A 17,216-nucleotide genomic window follows, 5' to 3' on the forward strand; every position below is an offset into this window, starting at 1 on the left:
GAAATTTTCATACTTTTTAATCTTGTAACCGATAACAATTATACCATTGTTACAATAGTGTGTCGACAAGCCTTTGAACAATCTGGCAACCTTCTTCCATGCCCTTTTCAATAGAGAAATAGTTTCTGAATTGAGGTGATTTGGACTGGAAAAAAGACGGCTCCCCTTTCATACTTAGTTGCTTGGAAGGCAATATATTCTTACTCTTTTGCCCAGGCTTTTTCGGGCGCCTGCCGGTTTGGAGGGTGCAGCCTCCTGATCATGCGCTTTTAAAGGTAAAACGTAGCAGACAATCGGTTACATTCTATATTTAATCCAATTTGGTTTAAGTTGTCAGTGACGTTTGTCAACATTGGGGAATCTGTTAGGTAGAGTGATTTTGAATTGTTTTTTTGGCGATTTGTTTGGTGATTTTTGCGGCTGAAGGAGGAACGAATGCAGAGTTCTGCTAATTCTGCTTCCAAACTGGTTGATTGGAAGGAGGAAATCTTCTGATTTGGCGAAAATTTGTGGGTGAATTAAGAAATTCTACTGAAAATTGGAGAGTAAATTGGCTGGTGTTTAGTTTTATTGGCGGTTTTCACAATTTTATTGGCGATAATTTCGTTTTATTGGCGAAAAAAATTTTTTATTGGCGATAATTTGATTTTATTGGCGATTTTCACTACTTTATTGGCGAAACGGAATCTGCACCCAGATTTATAAGGTTACTGGCAGCAGATTCGCAATGCCACGCACATCAAAAACACCCCCCAGCATCGCCGGAGGGTGTTGTAGTATCTTAGATTCTGCGTTCTGCAACTGAAATACGGTTGATCGCACGCTGCAGGGCAAGCTCTGCACGCTTGAAGTCGACGTTCTCCTGCTGTCTTTCACGCAGGCGCTGTTCAGCGCGTTCTTTTGCTTTAAGTGCACGTTCAAGATCGATTTCAGATGATTGTTCTGCAGATTGAGCAAGGATGGTTACCTGCTCAGGACGGACCTCGAGGAAGCCGCCGCTGACTGCAATGAACTCGTTTTTGCTGCCATTTTTTAAACGGACAGCGCCAATTTGTAGCGGTGCAACCATAGGAATGTGGCCTGGCAAGATTCCAAGCTCGCCTGTGCTAGCTTTTGTGCTTACCATTTCAACATCTGATTCATACACCGGCCCATCGGGAGTAACAACACTGACTTTAATCGTCTTCATTTTTTACCCTCCTGGTCCGTTATTAGACCTCTACACCCATACGTTTTGCATTCTCGATAACTTCTTCGATTCGGCCAACTAGGCGGAATGCATCTTCTGGAAGGTGGTCATATTTGCCGTCAAGGATTTCAGCGAATCCTTTAACTGTTTCTTTAACTGGCACGTAAGAACCTTTCTGTCCTGTGAACTGTTCTGCTACGTGGAAGTTTTGTGACAAGTAGAACTGGATACGGCGAGCGCGGTGTACAGTCAGCTTATCTTCGTCAGAAAGCTCATCCATACCAAGGATCGCGATGATATCCTGAAGTTCTCTGTAACGCTGCAATGTTTGCTGTACGCGACGAGCTACTGAATAGTGGTCTTCGCCAACGATTTCAGGTGTCAATGCACGTGAAGTCGAAGCAAGTGGATCCACCGCAGGGTAGATACCCATTTCAGAAAGCTTACGCTCAAGGTTCGTTGTTGCATCCAAGTGAGCGAAAGTTGTAGCCGGAGCCGGGTCAGTGTAGTCATCGGCAGGTACATAGATCGCCTGGATGGAAGTAACAGAACCTACGTTAGTAGATGTGATACGTTCCTGCAATTTACCCATTTCAGTTGCAAGAGTCGGCTGGTAACCTACCGCTGATGGCATACGGCCAAGTAGGGCAGAAACCTCAGAACCTGCTTGCGTGAAACGGAAGATGTTATCCATGAAGAAAAGAACGTCCTGTCCTTGCTCATCACGGAAATATTCAGCCATTGTCAAACCAGTCAGGGCAACACGCATACGTGCTCCTGGCGGCTCGTTCATCTGTCCGAATACCATCGCTGTTTGCTTGATAACGCCGGAGTCAGTCATTTCGTGGTAAAGGTCATTTCCTTCACGTGTACGCTCACCAACACCTGCAAATACGGAGATACCGCTGTGCTCTTGAGCGATGTTGTTGATCAATTCCTGGATAAGAACGGTTTTACCTACACCGGCACCACCGAACAATCCGATCTTACCACCCTTGATATATGGAGCAAGAAGGTCAACTACCTTGATACCTGTTTCAAGGATTTCAACCTCAGTTGAAAGCTGTTCGAATGTTGGAGCTTCCCTGTGGATTGAATCGCGGCGTGCATCAGCAGCAACTGGAGCGTCAAGGTCGATTGACTCACCCAATACGTTGAATACACGTCCTAGTGTTACGTCCCCAACCGGAACGGAGATTGGAGCACCTGTATCTAATACTTCCACGCCACGCTTAAGGCCGTCTGTGGAAGACATCGCGATTGTACGAACTGTGTCATCGCCTAAGTGAAGGGCTACTTCAAGAGTTAGTTCGATGTTCACATCCGCATCGCTGGTTACAATTTTCAAAGCGTTATAGATCTCTGGAAGATTGCCGCTTTCAAACTTAACGTCAACAACCGGACCCATAACCTGGAGAACGCGTCCTTTGTTCATCTTGTTCCCTCCTATCGTACTAGTTGAAATATATACATCATGATGGGATGCGGCATCAAGCCACATCCCCGATTTTCAAATGAAAAATCTATTCGAGCGCTGCAGCTCCACCGACGATTTCGGTGATTTCCTGGGTAATAGCAGCCTGACGCGCACGGTTGTAGCTCAAGCTGAGGGAATTGATCAGCTCTTTCGCGTTATCCGTTGCGTTTCTCATGGCTGTCATACGAGCAGCGTGTTCACTTGCTTTACTGTCAAGCAGTGCTCCGTAGATCAAGCTTTCTGCGTATTGAGGCAAGAGAACTTCCAGGATCTCCTCAGCGTTCGGCTCAAATTCATAAGAAGTAAGCTTTGTTGAAGCTGCGCCAATGTCCGTTAACGGAAGCAGCTTCTTCTCAGTTACTTCTTGAGCGATCGCGCTGACGTAATGACTGTAGTAAATATATAATTCATCAAATGATCCATCTGAGAACATGCCAACTGTGTTGCTGGCGATATCCTGGATTTCTGCGAAGGACGGCTGGTCTGCAATGCCGACGATGTCAAGGACAACGTTCATGCCACGGCTTTGGAAAAAGTCACGGCCGACACGCCCGATCGCGATAATCACAAACTCATCATTTGATTTATGGCGTTGCTGGATCGTCTGGTAAACCTGGCGAAGGACGTTACTGTTATATGCCCCTGCAAGTCCACGGTCAGATGTGATTACTAGATATCCCGTCTTCTTGACTGGACGGCTGTTGAGCATTGGGTGGTTGGAATCCTTACTGCCCATTGCGATTGAGGCAGTCACTTCCTGGATTTTCTCCATGTAAGGAACGAATGCTTTCGCGTTCATTACTCCACGGTTCCATTTAGCTGCGGATACCATCTCCATTGCCTTGGTAATCTGGCTCGTCTTTTTAGTCGAAGTAATACGGTTTTTAATATCGCGTAAAGATGCCATTTCGGTTCTCACCACCCTTTTACATAGATTGTTAGTCCAAGTATAAGCAGGAGCCAGGTCCCTTTTAAAAAAGGAATACTGGCGCTGCTACTTATTCATGATTACTCAGAAACTGCAAACGTCTTTTTGAAAGCGTTGATTGCAGCAGTCATATCGTCGTCTGAAGGAAGTTCCTTCGTTGAACGGATATGATCTAACACCTCTGTATGGTTGTGGTCTAACCATGAAAGGAATTCACCTTCGAAGCGGCGGATATCCTGCAATGGAATATCGTCAAGGAAGCCGCGTGTCAATGCATATAGGATCGCAACTTGCTTTTCAACAGCAAGCGGCTTGTTAAGATCTTGTTTAAGTACTTCTACCGTACGGGCACCGCGGTTAAGTTTAGCCTGAGTCGCTTTATCAAGGTCAGAACCGAACTGTGCGAATGCTTCCAATTCACGGTATGAAGCAAGGTCAAGACGCAATGTACCAGATACCTTCTTCATCGCTTTGATTTGAGCGGATCCACCTACACGGGATACAGAGAGACCTGCGTTGATCGCTGGACGTACGCCAGAGAAGAATAGGTCAGACTGCAAGAAGATCTGTCCGTCTGTGATTGAGATAACGTTCGTTGGAATGTAAGCAGAAACGTCGCCTGCCTGTGTTTCAATGAACGGAAGTGCTGTGATTGAACCTGCGCCTTTAGCGTCGCTCAACTTAGCAGCACGCTCTAGTAAGCGTGAGTGCAAGTAGAATACATCCCCTGGGTAAGCTTCGCGGCCTGGAGGACGGCGAAGTAGCAAGGAAAGTTCACGGTATGCTGCCGCTTGTTTTGAAAGGTCATCATATACGACAAGAACGTGCTTGCCATTGTACATGAATTCTTCACCCATTGTTACACCAGCGTAAGGAGCTAGGTATAAAAGTGGTGCCGGCTGTGAAGCAGATGCTGTAACAACGATAGAATATTCTAACGCGCCGTGCTTACGGAGAGTTTCAACTGCGTTACGTACAGTTGATTCCTTCTGTCCGATTGCAACGTAGATACAGATCATGTCCTGGCCTTTTTGGTTAAGGATTGTATCGATCGCTACAGATGTTTTACCAGTCTGGCGGTCACCGATGATCAATTCACGCTGTCCGCGGCCGATTGGCACAAGAGCGTCGATCGCCTTGATACCAGTCTGCAATGGCTCATGAACGGATTTACGGTCCATAACGCCCGGTGCACCGTACTCGATTGGACGAGTTTTAGTTGTGTTGATTGGACCCATGCCATCCACTGGCTGTCCAAGAGGGTTTACGACGCGGCCGATAAGCTGTTCCCCAACAGGAACCTCCATGATGCGGCCCGTACGGCGTACCTCGTCGCCTTCGCGGATGTCCGTGAAAGGTCCAAGGATGATGATACCGACGTTATTTTCTTCCAGGTTTTGTGCCATACCCATAACGCCGTTTGAAAATTCAACAAGTTCTCCAGCCATGACATTGTCGAGGCCATGAGCACGGGCGATACCGTCACCAACACTGATAACTGTACCCACATCACTCACTTGAATTTCCGACTGATAATTTTCGATTTGCGATTTTATCAGCGCACTGATTTCTTCAGCTTTGATGCTCATGAGTTTCACCCCTATCTACGAATCTTAGCCTAGCAATTTACGTTCTAAGCGGTCTAGCTTGCCACGCAAGCTTCCGTCAAAAATGCGGTTTCCAATGCGAAGCTTTACGCCCCCAAGTAAATTGGAATCTACAATGTTTTCAATTTGAAGTGCCTGTTTGCCAACCTGCGGAGCGAACGAAGCTGAAAGTGCTTCAGCCTGCTCAGCCGTCAAAGGCTGGACACTATAAACCTTTGCTTCAGCCACGCCTTTTGCGTCATTAGCAAGGGCGATGAACTGGTCAGCAACGTCTGCGATCTGGTCTTCGCGGTGGCGGTCAACCAGGATCATCAGTGTATTAAGGACATACGTGCTTACAGATCCGAAAGCTGTTTTCAAAACCTCTTTCTTCTTCTCGTTTGGAAGCTTCGGAGACTTTAAAAAGGCAGTCAATTCCGGATTGTTCACAACAACTTCTTTTACTGTGCGAAGCTCTTCCTCAACCTGTGGGAGAGCCTGCTTTTCAGAAGCGAGTTGAAAAAGTGCCAGGGCATAGCGCTTTGCTACTGTCGAGTTGCTCATCGGGCATTACCCGCCTCTTGAATGTATTCATTGATGAGCTTTTCCTGGTCAGCTGCAGAGATTTCCTTCTCGATTACTTTAGAAGCAATCAATACAGAAAGTGAAGCAACTTGTTCGCGGATCGCCGCAACAGCCTGCTCCTTCTGCTGCTCGATTTCAAGCTTCGCAGATTCTTTGATTCTGTCAGATTCAGTGCGTGCCAGTGCAATGATTTCTTCACGCTGTACATCGCCCTGTTTCTTTGCGTTTTCAATTAGGCCCTGTGCTTCTGTGCGTGCCTGCTTAAGCATTTCACGCTGTTCTTCCATAAGTTTCTGTGCTTCAGCACGGCTCTTTTCAGCCGCTCCGATTTCGCCAGCAATATGCTCTTCACGTTCCTTCATGATGCCCATCAATGGACCCCAAGCGAACTTCTTAAGCAATGCTAACAAGATGAGGAACATAACTAGCTGGAACAAGATATCTCCAGTGTTAAGGCCGGAAGCCGCTCCCAATACAAAATTCATTGTTAACACCCTCGATTCACTCCCTTCAAGAGTTGTACCATGATTAAAAAAGGTCCAACATGCGCCACCTGGCCATAAGCCAGGAGTTAAAAGCCAACGCTATGGCTGCCCGTTCTAAATGCCGGGCTTGCCCGATTTTATTTCAAACGATTGCTTACATTCAAATTCAGGTCTGCTCCCGCCGTATTGAAACGGCATGAAGCCTACATAATAGAATGGCGAAGGTTCGCGCGGAATGATCTTCGCCATTTTAATTTCTTATACTTAATTAATTATCCGCCGATAACCATGAACGCGATAACTACAGCGATGATAGGAATCGCTTCAACCAATGCAACCCCGATGAACATTGTAGTTTGAAGCATACCGCGAGCTTCTGGCTGACGAGCGATACCTTCTACTGTACGTGACACGATCAAACCGTTACCAATACCTGCACCAAGTGCTGCTAAACCGATTGCGATTGCTGCTGCTAAAAGACCCATTATAAAGTTCCTCCTTTAATGTATGAAAAAATGTTTTTTTAGTTTTGTCCATTAAATGAACAGGTATATATTAATGGTCATGGCTCACTTTATGGGAGAGATAAACCATCGTTAACATTGTGAAGATAAATGCCTGGATTGCTCCGACGAAAACGGAGAAACCTTGCCATACAAGCATCGGTACTGCTGCGGCCAATGTGGTTACAGCATCTGTTGCGAGTCCGGCTGCAAGCAGACCCAACAGGATCTCACCTGCGTAAATGTTACCGTAAAGACGCAGACCAAGTGTGAGCGTGTTCGCAAACTCTTCAATGATCTTGATCGGGAACATGAACCAAAATGGCTTAAAGAATTCCTTGCCGTATTCGGCTGTACCTTTAAGCTTGACGCCATAATAATGGGAAAGACCTACCACCATGACTGCAAGAGTCAGTGTGATGACTGGGTCAGCTGTTGGTGATTTCCACCAGAGTTGATTGTCTACTACGACAGAGAACGGAAGTCCCAGCATGTTGGAAACAAACACATACATCAGCAATGTGATTCCCAGGACATGGAACCTTCCCCCATCCTTCCAGTCCATCGTGCTGTTGATGATTCCTTTTACGAAATCCATGATCCATTCCATGAAATTCTGGATTCCTGTCGGTTTCATCGCAAGCTTACGAGTGGAAAGTACTGCAATGATGAAGACGATAGCACTAGCTACTGTAATCATCAGCATGTTTGCCAGGTTAAAATAAAGTCCTAAAAATGGAACTAAAGGAGCTTCATGATGCATCAATTATTCACCTCTCTTCCCCGCTATTTACGTGATTGAAAAGACTGGACAAAAAAATCTATCATAATGACAATGTAAGCTGTCATTAATCCCAAAATTGCAAACACAAGGTTTATGTGATCCGGGTATTCCATTGCAACGATTACAGCAAGTGCTCCGGTAGCAAGCCTCGACATCGAGCCGAGCGATCGCACCTTCTTCCCCTGTACCACCGAATCCCCGAAGTTGTTCATTTTCCTCGCAAGCAGCCATAAATTAAAAAGGCTCAGGCTTGTACCAAAGATCAATCCCGCAAAAACAGATTGATAGCTTGTAAAGCCGTACCCGAGTACGTATAAAGACAACAAGGTGAATATGTATTTGCGCTGGCGAGTAAACAAGTCCTTAATTTCCATAGATGGCTAGTCTCCCGAAAAGAAGTGTTGGATGAGGCGGAGCATGGCATAAACACCTGCCGCCAATCCGATCAGCAATCCGAATATTAAGAAAAGTGGCTCTGTACCAAGGGTACGGTCAAGCCATCTTCCGGAGAAAATGCCAATTAAAATGGAGCCTACCAATTGAGATAGTATAGCGGACATGAGTGCCATCGCTTGAAAAGGGTGGCGTTTGTTTCGGCGCATAAAAAACGCATCCTCACTTTTGAGAATGGGAGCTTCAGGGGGTGAAAAATCATTTTCCGAAAAAACAATATTTTCACAAAAAAAAGCTTGCATATCAACATTGAAAACCTTATCATTTTATGCCCTTTGTAAGCATACAATAGGCAAATGTCAATGTCAATCCATTGGGGTGAAAAAATTCACAAAGTTTTCACTGTGAATATATACCATTAACCCTATGTAAGTATTATATTATAAAAACTAATTTTAGGTTGCGTTTTCATCTCGATTTCTTTCAAAATGCCCTTAGCTAGGGCCACTGAAGACCATAAATAATTTCATAAAAATAAGGCTCTGTTAAACTGGGCTGTTGATTTTCGTTCCAGGCGCTTCGCTTTCCGCGGGCAGTCGGGGAGTCTCCTCGGCGCTTCAAGCGCCTGCGGGGTCTCCCCAGGACTTGCTCTTCCCGCAGGAGTCTACGCGCCTTCCACTACAATCAACAGGCTTAAAACTACATTGGTCTTTAACAGAGCCAAAAATAATCGAGTAGGAGGGGGTGACTAACCCCCGACCTCTCACACCACCGTACGTACCGTTCGGTATACGGCGGTTCAATTAAGTGTGACGTAGAAATTCATATCTTTGATATAGACTTTTGAGCCCTCGATGACTCCAATAAGAGTTATCGAGGGTTTTGTGTAAGATTGGACTTGAGGCAATTCTCCAAAATTTCTTTCTGGAATTTCCCCATTCGTATGCCTTTTGGTCTGGAACGCCAAGACTTTTGAGTTTTCTTACTCTTGTCTTCGGGTTCTTCCATTGTTTCCATTCAATCATACGGAGTCTTCTTCTAATCCACTCATCAAATTCTTTGAATTTACTTGGTGTATCAGCTAATGCAAAATATCCACACCATCCCGTTAGAAATTGATTCAATTTCTCAATTCTAACTTCCATGGGGATTGGTTTAGAACGGGATGTTAACTTTCGTATTTTAGCTTTTAGCCTTTTAACACTTTCGTTGGCTATTCGAACCTTCGGTTTCTTATTAACCGTAAAGCTAAAGCCAAGGAATTTTCGTTTCCACGGGCGGTCAACCGCTGATTTCCCTCTGTTTACTTTGAGCTTTAATTTCTGCTCAATGAAGCATGTAATGGAGTTCATTACTCGTTCTCCAGCTTTCTTCGATTTCATGTAAATATTACAATCATCGGCGTATCGGACAAACTTGTGACCTCTCCTTTCTAGTTCTTTATCAAGCTTATCCAAAAGTATATTCGAAAGAAGAGGGCTCAGGGGACCTCCTTGTGGTGTTCCTTCTTCTGCATCGTAGACTACACCATTTATCATGATTCCTGCTTGGAGATATTTTCGAATTAGCTTCAAGACCAATCGGTCTTGGATTCTGCTTGCCAATATCCCCATCAGCTTGTCATGATTCACTTTGTCAAAGAACTTCTCCAAGTCCATGTCAATCACCCATCTGTAACCTTCACTTATATATCCCCTTGCTTTACGTACAGCGTCATGGCCTCTTCGGCTTGGCCTAAACCCATAACTATGTTCCGAGAAGGTTGGGTCAAAAAGCGGAGTTAAAACTTGGGCGATTGCCTGTTGGATGAAACGATCTATCACGGTAGGTATTCCAAGTAACCTTACTCCACCGTTCGGTTTCGGGATTTCGACTCGACGTACTGGGTTAGGTTGATAGGTACCTTTCCTTAAAGAATCACAAAGGGTGTCCCAGTTCTCATAGAGATGTCTTCGTAGGGATTTTACGGACATTCCATCTATGCCGTGACTCCCTTTGTTCTTCTCCACACGTTTAAGTGCTTCTATTAAGTTTTCCCGTGATAGAATCAGATTCATTAACATGTGATATTTCCTTTCGACGTGAACGTAGAAATCTAATTATGTTATTCCTGCTCCACCCTCATGAAGTCCCCTGTGGATTCACCACTTCCTCCTTCAAGTAAGTCCTTTCGGATTGTCTGCTTCTACACAGGAATTGTATGCCTAGTTCTCGTTCTTCCTAATTGTTCAGTCCTTCCCTTACCGTCTCGAGCCGGTAAAGTACTATGACCTCTGCTGACTTCTGATTGTTCAGCTATCTATTGCTAGATAGGTTACCAAGTGTACTTGGCTTTCCAATCAGACCTCCCCGGGTAAGAGTACAGTCTTTCCCTCCATCTATCTGCTTCATTTACTCTGTACCACCTTCGGCAGTAAGGACTTTGTTTTGTTCTGCAAACTCATCCAATGGTACCTAGCCTTATATGAAGTTCGTGTTCCTCAGACCGGAGGTTTGCCGCTCGCTTCCTTCAGATTCCGCGTCACCGCGGACACCCTTGCGTTAAGCTAACCACTACTACTGCCTTCATGGCTCGGGACTTACACCCTATAGACTGCACCCATGCCGGGCGCACAAAAAAGGCCCGGAAAGGAATCATCTTTCTCCGGCCCTAGCAGTTTTACATAAGGAATGATCAATCGTGATTTCCGCCCCTAGCGTTTTTACATAAAGTACAGTTCAACTCGCTTTCCCTTGCATTCTTTTATAAAGCAATGTTTCAATCGCGCTCTTCTCCCCTTACATTTTTACTAATAAAAATCATTGTATCGATCGTGCTCTCCTTACCCTGCTTTCTCGCAAAAACCTTCGCCAGGTACATCCCTTCTTCCGGCAAGTTTTTGAGAGGTATTTCTTTTCCAACCATCCCTTTTTCCAGCTTCCTTCCCCAATCAAGGAATCCGACGAAACGATATTGGTCCGGATCAAAAAGTGCGATGCCAAATTCCTCTGCTCCACCCGGCAAATAGACTTCATAGCGGTACGCTTCCCCATTATCAGCAGGAGCGAAGTCGAAGCCCATCACCCGTGGGTAATCCGGTTCTTCCACAACATATAGATAGGGGATGCTGATTTTATTTTTCCCATCATCTATAATCAATGCGCCATCGTGGATCTTTTCCTTTAGCAGGGAAGGGCTGGCGACCATTGCAAGCTCCACGTCTTTTGTTTCTTTCGGTTCCAAAGTGAAACTCATTGGAAGCTCCCAGTCTATTCCCTGTTCTTTTTTTGGAATGGAAAATGAATAGGTCCTAGTAGATGTGCCTGTATTTTTAACTGTCAGTTTCGCACTGTGCTCATGCATGCTGTCGGCAAGCTGAAATTTCCCGAATTGGAGGGAACCAGGACTGACCAGGGTTTCTGAATTGATTGCAGCCTCTAACTGAATCCTTCCTGCTCCTTGTTCGAATGTCCGATATCTTTTGCCGTTTCGATTGGTAATATCCTTAGCCGTATTCATGATTGCCGCCTTGATCTCAGCTGGTGTCCAGTCTGGATGGGCCTGCTTGATCAATGCTGCTGCTCCTGCAACATGGGGAGCAGCCATGCTCGTGCCTTGAAGCGGGAGGTAACCTCCGGGGATCGTACTGTTGATCGCCACCCCTGGCGCAACGATATCCGGCTTGATTTCCCATGTGACCGTCACCGGGCCGCGCGAGCTGAAGTCGGCGAGAATATCTTTTTCTTCTATTAAATTAATTCGGATCAGCGTCGAGTTTTTATCGAGTTGTTTTTTCAGCGCCAATCCTGCTTCTTTGCTGATCGCAGCCACCGGGATTGGCATGCTTTCTTCCAGGTTCCCGAAGAATGTTCCCTTCGTGTTGTTATAGATGATTACCCCGATCGCTCCAGCTTCATATGCGTTCTTCGCTTTTTCGGTAAAAGTTAGCTTACCCCGTTCAACCAATACAAGCTTATCCCTAACATCTTTCATTTCCTCTTTCGTTCCGAGACCTGCAAATACCAGGTTCTCACTTTGGGTAATATTCCAATTGTCCGAACCCTGTAAAAGTTCAAGCCTAATCTTGTTCGATAGGCCTGTAGCGTCGAGGTAAGGCACTTGCATCGGAGGTGTTGACGCACCAACCGAGATTGCCTTTGAAGCGGTACCTGGCGATCCAACCGTCCAGCGATTAGGGCCAGAGTTCCCAGATGAAGTTACAGCGACGATTCCTTCGTCCACCGCCTTGTTAAGCGCGAGACTGATGGGCAGGTCTGGACCATTGACATCGTTTCCGAGAGATAGATTCAGGATGTCAACCTTATCCTTTATCGCTTCATCAATAGCAGCGATCACCTGCTCTGTTGTACCGCTTCCTCCCGGCCCTAGCGCCCGGTAAGCAACCAGTTTCGCATCGGGAGCGATCCCTCTCATCCTGCCGTTTGCGGCGATGACGCCAGCCACATGCGTGCCGTGCAGGGTGCTCCGGAAACCGGCTCCCTTCGTTTCCATCGGGTCATCATCACCATCCACCAAATCATGCCCTCCGGCAAAACTTCTCCGCAAGTCAGGATGGTCATAATCAATTCCCGTATCAATTACCCCGATTGTTACACCCCTTCCTGTAAGGCGATTGCCTTTTTCATCAAGAATCCCATGGACCGCATCCGTTCCAATCAATTCGAAGTTATCAATAAAGCTATCGCTTGGTTTGTAACGGTTTGGAAGATGGGCGGAGTTTTCCACCTTGTAGGTATTTACTTCGGATAAAAATTGGATGTCGGTTGATTTTTTTAACTTCTCAAGCTCAGACACCGGCCCTTTAACAGAGAAACCATTGATCGCATGTGTAAAGATGCGGCGGAGCTTTGTGTTCTTGAGTTGTTTTAACTGATTATTGATATCCTGTTCATTGGGTTTTTGCTTTGTTAATACAATCGCGATTTTTTCCGTTTGGGGATCTTCTTGAGGAATCGGCGGAAGCTGCAGCTTTTGCGGTTCGAATGCAGCAAGAATCAGCAATATTGGAAAAATAAAGATTAGAGAACGCTTGATCAAGACGGAATCCCCCTTTTTCCGTTTAGCGTTTCAATTGGGGTGCGCTATTATACTTCCAAAAATAGGGTGACTGTGCAATTAACCTGAATGTCCGTGCAATTGTCGTTGTTTTTCGCACAATTATTTGAGTTGAGTCTGCAATTATAAATGATATATGTGCAATTATTGCTTTTTGGTAATTTTAAAATTCTTCCAAATGGTATTTCACCTTCACCCCAACCACAATACACATAAAAAACACCCCTTTTTTTTAAAAAAAGAGGTGTCTAAAAAGTGCTTATTTATATTGTTCAGGACGATTTTCAGTGCGTTTGAAATAGAAACGAATGGCTTCACAAATTCGTTCTGATGCGCGTCCATCTCCATACGGATTGGAGGCTTTGGCCATTTTTTCATATGCTTCCTGGTCTGTCAGCAACTCTGTTGCCATTTCGTAAATTGGCTGTTCTTCGTTACCGGCGAGCTTCAGCGTTCCTGCCTCGATGCCTTCCGGACGCTCGGTTGTATCACGAAGAACGAGTACAGGCACACCTAAAGAAGGTGCTTCTTCCTGCACGCCGCCTGAATCAGTCAGGATGAGATGCGCGCGTGAAGCGAAGTTATGGAAATCAATGACGTCAAGAGGCTCGATCAGATGGATGCGCGGGTCGTTGCCCAGCACTTCGTCAGCCAGTTCGCGGACCACAGGATTCAAGTGAACAGGGTAAACAACTTGTACATCACGCTGTTCATCCACGATTCTTTTGATGGCACGGAACATATTGCGCATTGGCTCGCCAAGGTTTTCGCGGCGGTGTGCCGTCATCAGGATCAGGCGGTCATTGCCTAGCTTATCGAGAACTTCATGCTGATAGGTCTCTTTTACCGTCGTCTTCAATGCATCGATGGCAGTGTTACCGGTTACGAAGATATTTTCTTCAGGCTTGTTTTCCTGCAGCAAGTTAGCTGCTGATTTGGAAGTAGGGGCGAAGTGAAGATCTGCCATTACTCCTGTCAGCTGGCGGTTCATTTCCTCAGGGAACGGAGAATATTTATTCCACGTTCTCAAGCCTGCCTCGACATGTCCGACAACAATCTGGTTGTAGTATGCCGCAAGACTGGCCACAAACGTAGTTGTCGTATCTCCATGCACAAGCACGATATCCGGCTTGACTTCCCTCATTACTTTATCCAGGCCTTCTAAACCTCTGGTCGTTACATCGATCAAGGTCTGGCGATCCTTCATGATGTTGAGGTCGTGGTGTGGTGTGATATTGAAAATGTTCAGAACCTGATCCAGCATTTGGCGGTGCTGGGCGGTTACCGTTACGATTGATTCAAAATGTTCAGGGTGTTTCTGTAATTCGAGGACAAGCGGTGCCATTTTAATTGCTTCTGGCCGTGTCCCGAAAATTGTCATTACTTTAATAGGCTTGTTCATCGCAAACACTCCTTATTTAGTCCCGAATAAACGATCTCCTGCGTCGCCTAGTCCAGGTACGATATATCCATGGTCATTCAGTTTTTCATCGAGTGCAGCGATGTAGATGTCAACGTCAGGGTGCGCTTCTTTTACCGTTTCTACCCCTTCAGGAGCTGCAATCAAACACATGAACTTGATGTGCTTCGCGCCGCGCTTTTTAAGGGAGTTGATTGCTTCTACTGCAGATCCGCCTGTCGCAAGCATTGGATCAACGACAATGAAATCGCGCTCTTCTACGTCACTTGGAAGCTTTACATAATATTCAACCGGCATCAATGTTTCCGGATCGCGGTAAAGTCCGATATGGCCGACCTTCGCTGCCGGGATCAATTTCAGGATGCCGTCAACCATTCCGATACCTGCGCGAAGGATCGGGATGATGCCAAGCTTTTTGCCTGATAGTACTTTGGATTTTGTCTTTTCGACTGGTGTTTCAATTTCAATTTCCTCAAGCGGCATGTCACGCGTGATTTCGAACGCCATCAGCGTTGCTACTTCATCTACAAGCTCGCGGAATTCCTTCGTGCCTGTGCTTTTTTCGCGGATATAAGTAAGTTTATGCTGGATCAATGGATGGTCAAATACGTATACTTTTGCCATGTGTATCGCTCCTTTTAAAGGTAAATGAGTTGTGAACACCTGTCTGTTATATGTAAGATCTGTTGAATCACACTTCGTATAATTTTACAGAAAAACCTCTGTACAAGCAACCGCTACAGCGTAATGATTTTTACCAGAAAAAACGGCCCTCATACATCAAGGGCCGCCGGGTGAAATCTTATCTCTCAGGATATAGTTCGAACTTGCTTGTTAATTCTTCAACTCGTCTGCTTGCTTCTGCCAGCTTCGCTTCGTCTTCGTGGTTTTTCAATGTGAAGGCGATGATTGAAGCGATTTCGTCCATTTCCTCATGACCGAAGCCGCGGCTTGTGACGGCAGCTGTACCGATACGGACTCCGCTTGTGACGAATGGACTTTCCGGATCGAATGGAATTGTATTCTTATTGACGGTGATGCCGATATCATCAAGCACCTTTTCCGCCACTTTCCCAGTCAGGCCAAGTGAGCGCAAATCAACCAATAGCAAATGGTTATCCGTACCGCCCGATACAAGGTCGATTCCTTCTTTCTTCAAACCTTCAGCAAGGCGATTCGCATTGGTAATGATATTTTGCGCGTATTCTTTAAAAGAGTCCTGTAGCGCTTCGCCGAATGCTACTGCTTTTGCAGCGATGACATGCATAAGCGGTCCGCCCTGGATGCCAGGGAAGATGGATTTATCGATTTTCTTCGCGAATTCTTCTTTGCAGAGAATCATGCCGCCGCGCGGGCCGCGAAGTGTTTTATGAGTAGTTGTTGTAACAAAATCAGCATATGGCACCGGATTCTGGTGCAGGCCTGCTGCGACAAGACCAGCGATATGCGCCATATCGACCATCAAGTATGCGCCCACTTCATCAGCGATTTCACGGAAACGCTTGAAGTCAATCGCTCTCGGGTATGCACTTGCGCCGGCAACAATCAGCTTCGGCTTGTGCTCGCGAGCTTTTTCAAGAACGACATCATAGTTGATTGTATGTGTATCTTCGTCGACACCGTACTCAACGAAGTTATACTGGATGCCGCTGAAGTTGACCGGACTACCGTGCGTCAAGTGGCCGCCGTGTGAAAGATTCATCCCAAGCACAGTGTCCCCTTGCTCAAGAATCGTGAAATAAACAGCCATATTGGCCTGCGCGCCTGAGTGCGGCTGGACATTGACATGCTCTGCGCCGAAAATTTCCTTCGCGCGGTCGCGGGCAATATTTTCAACAACATCGACATGTTCGCATCCGCCATAATAGCGGCGGCCAGGATAACCTTCTGCATACTTATTCGTAAGTACAGAGCCCTGCGCCTCCATTACCGCTTCGCTGACAAAGTTCTCTGATGCAATCAATTCGATTTTCGTACGCTGACGCTTCAATTCATCCTGCATTGCAGCGTATAGCTGGCTGTCCTGCTGTGACAAGTGCTTCACTTAAGTTCCCCCTCTTTATGTATTGCCTTATTCCGTTATTAGAAAATTCATTCTTATTTTAGCCGATATTATAATGAAAGGAAAGGCAGAAGGTAAAAGTAGATCTGAAAATCAGGCCTGCAGTTTCCTTCATCGCCTTTCCTCTGTCAGTAAAACCTAGTTCCCCAATTCTGTCAGCAAGACTCGTTTTCTTTTGTATGCTCATAAACCGCCCTGGCGCCTCCGATCAGCTTCGGCCTCGTCTTCGCCAGCGTCACATGCGCATGGCCGATGCTTTTCTGCTGAACACGCACTGGTACAGCGACATGCTTCATTTGCATGCCGATCAGCGTATCGCCGATATCAATGCCGGCGTCAGCTTTTATGAACTCGACAACCACAGCATCTTCGAGATTTTTATAGGCGTAAGCTGCCATTGCGCCGCCCGCGTTCCTCACCGGAATTACCGTAACTTCTTCCAGCTGCTTCTTCTCAGCCGTTTCCCTCTCGACGACGACCGCACGGTTCAAATGCTCGCAGCATTGGAATGCCAGCTCGATACCCGTTTTATCCTGCAGTTCGCGAAGCTGGCCGAACACCATTTCCGCTACCTCATCCGTACCGGCTGTGCCAATCCGCTTGCCAATAATCTCGCTCGTGCTGCAGCCGACAACCAGCACCTGGCCCTTTTTCAACTGCACCTGCTCATTAAATTCAGTAAGGATGGAGTTCAATTCTGCTTTCCATTGTTGTATAGACAGTTGTAACACCTCCATTACATTGGTAT

General features: G+C 46.1%; 16 protein-coding genes. All 16 read right to left on the minus strand.

Translation table 11 applies throughout. The features are described from left to right. Positions 1–781: 781 nt before the first annotated feature. Entirely contained in the window at positions 782–1,189 is a 408-nt protein-coding gene (locus tag RH061_RS22075) for a F0F1 ATP synthase subunit epsilon (protein WP_311072902.1), read from the minus strand. Between the two features lie 22 nt (positions 1,190–1,211). Next, positions 1,212–2,624: a F0F1 ATP synthase subunit beta gene (atpD, locus tag RH061_RS22080; RefSeq protein ID WP_167831110.1), complete on the minus strand. Its 1,413-nt coding sequence runs from the start codon at positions 2,622–2,624 to the stop codon at positions 1,212–1,214. A gap of 88 nt (positions 2,625–2,712) precedes the next feature. Beyond that, the gene (locus RH061_RS22085; protein ID WP_311072903.1) at positions 2,713–3,573 is read right to left on the minus strand and encodes a F0F1 ATP synthase subunit gamma; all 861 of its coding nucleotides are present in this window, start codon (positions 3,571–3,573) and stop codon (positions 2,713–2,715) included. 101 nt (positions 3,574–3,674) lie between these two features. Beyond that, positions 3,675–5,183 carry a F0F1 ATP synthase subunit alpha gene (gene atpA / locus RH061_RS22090; protein ID WP_311072904.1) on the minus strand — a complete coding sequence of 503 codons (1,509 nt, stop codon included), beginning with the start codon at positions 5,181–5,183 and terminating at the stop codon, positions 3,675–3,677. A gap of 24 nt (positions 5,184–5,207) precedes the next feature. Continuing rightward, a complete protein-coding gene (locus RH061_RS22095; protein ID WP_226642828.1) occupies positions 5,208–5,744 on the minus strand; it encodes a F0F1 ATP synthase subunit delta in 537 nt (178 codons plus the stop codon). Beyond that, complete coding sequence (locus RH061_RS22100) at positions 5,741–6,259, minus strand: F0F1 ATP synthase subunit B (RefSeq protein ID WP_311072905.1); 519 nt, start codon at positions 6,257–6,259, stop codon at positions 5,741–5,743. The genes RH061_RS22095 and RH061_RS22100 overlap by 4 nt, the downstream gene beginning before the upstream one ends. A 263-nt stretch (positions 6,260–6,522) precedes the next feature. After that, positions 6,523–6,735, minus strand: a complete 213-nt coding sequence (gene atpE, locus RH061_RS22105; protein ID WP_023613579.1) for a F0F1 ATP synthase subunit C — start codon at positions 6,733–6,735, stop codon at positions 6,523–6,525. 70 nt (positions 6,736–6,805) lie between these two features. Then, complete coding sequence (atpB, locus tag RH061_RS22110) at positions 6,806–7,516, minus strand: F0F1 ATP synthase subunit A (protein ID WP_311072906.1); 711 nt, start codon at positions 7,514–7,516, stop codon at positions 6,806–6,808. Positions 7,517–7,539: 23 nt separating this feature from the next. Beyond that, positions 7,540–7,911, minus strand: coding sequence for an ATP synthase subunit I (locus RH061_RS22115; RefSeq protein WP_311072907.1), 372 nt, complete (start codon positions 7,909–7,911; stop codon positions 7,540–7,542). Positions 7,912–7,917: 6 nt separating this feature from the next. Beyond that, a complete protein-coding gene (locus RH061_RS22120) occupies positions 7,918–8,139 on the minus strand; it encodes an AtpZ/AtpI family protein (protein ID WP_311072908.1) in 222 nt (73 codons plus the stop codon). Positions 8,140–8,733: 594 nt separating this feature from the next. Continuing rightward, positions 8,734–9,993, minus strand: a complete 1,260-nt coding sequence (gene ltrA / locus RH061_RS22125) for a group II intron reverse transcriptase/maturase (protein ID WP_311070432.1) — start codon at positions 9,991–9,993, stop codon at positions 8,734–8,736. Between the two features lie 695 nt (positions 9,994–10,688). Then, on the minus strand, positions 10,689–12,965 hold the full coding sequence (locus RH061_RS22130; RefSeq protein WP_311076500.1) for a S8 family serine peptidase: 2,277 nt from the start codon (positions 12,963–12,965) through the stop codon (positions 10,689–10,691). Between the two features lie 280 nt (positions 12,966–13,245). Beyond that, complete coding sequence (gene wecB / locus RH061_RS22135; RefSeq protein WP_311072909.1) at positions 13,246–14,388, minus strand: non-hydrolyzing UDP-N-acetylglucosamine 2-epimerase; 1,143 nt, start codon at positions 14,386–14,388, stop codon at positions 13,246–13,248. A gap of 12 nt (positions 14,389–14,400) precedes the next feature. Beyond that, positions 14,401–15,030 carry a uracil phosphoribosyltransferase gene (gene upp / locus RH061_RS22140; RefSeq protein ID WP_079506306.1) on the minus strand — a complete coding sequence of 210 codons (630 nt, stop codon included), beginning with the start codon at positions 15,028–15,030 and terminating at the stop codon, positions 14,401–14,403. 178 nt (positions 15,031–15,208) lie between these two features. After that, positions 15,209–16,450 (minus strand): serine hydroxymethyltransferase, encoded by a 1,242-nt coding sequence (locus RH061_RS22145; RefSeq protein WP_311072910.1) that lies wholly within the window; start codon positions 16,448–16,450, stop codon positions 15,209–15,211. Positions 16,451–16,623: 173 nt separating this feature from the next. Beyond that, the gene (locus RH061_RS22150) at positions 16,624–17,205 is read right to left on the minus strand and encodes a TIGR01440 family protein (RefSeq protein ID WP_311072911.1); all 582 of its coding nucleotides are present in this window, start codon (positions 17,203–17,205) and stop codon (positions 16,624–16,626) included. Positions 17,206–17,216: the final 11 nt, after the last annotated feature.

The organism is Mesobacillus jeotgali (assembly GCF_031759225.1).
GTDB classification, from domain to species: Bacteria; Bacillota; Bacilli; order Bacillales; family Cytobacillaceae; genus Mesobacillus; species Mesobacillus jeotgali_B.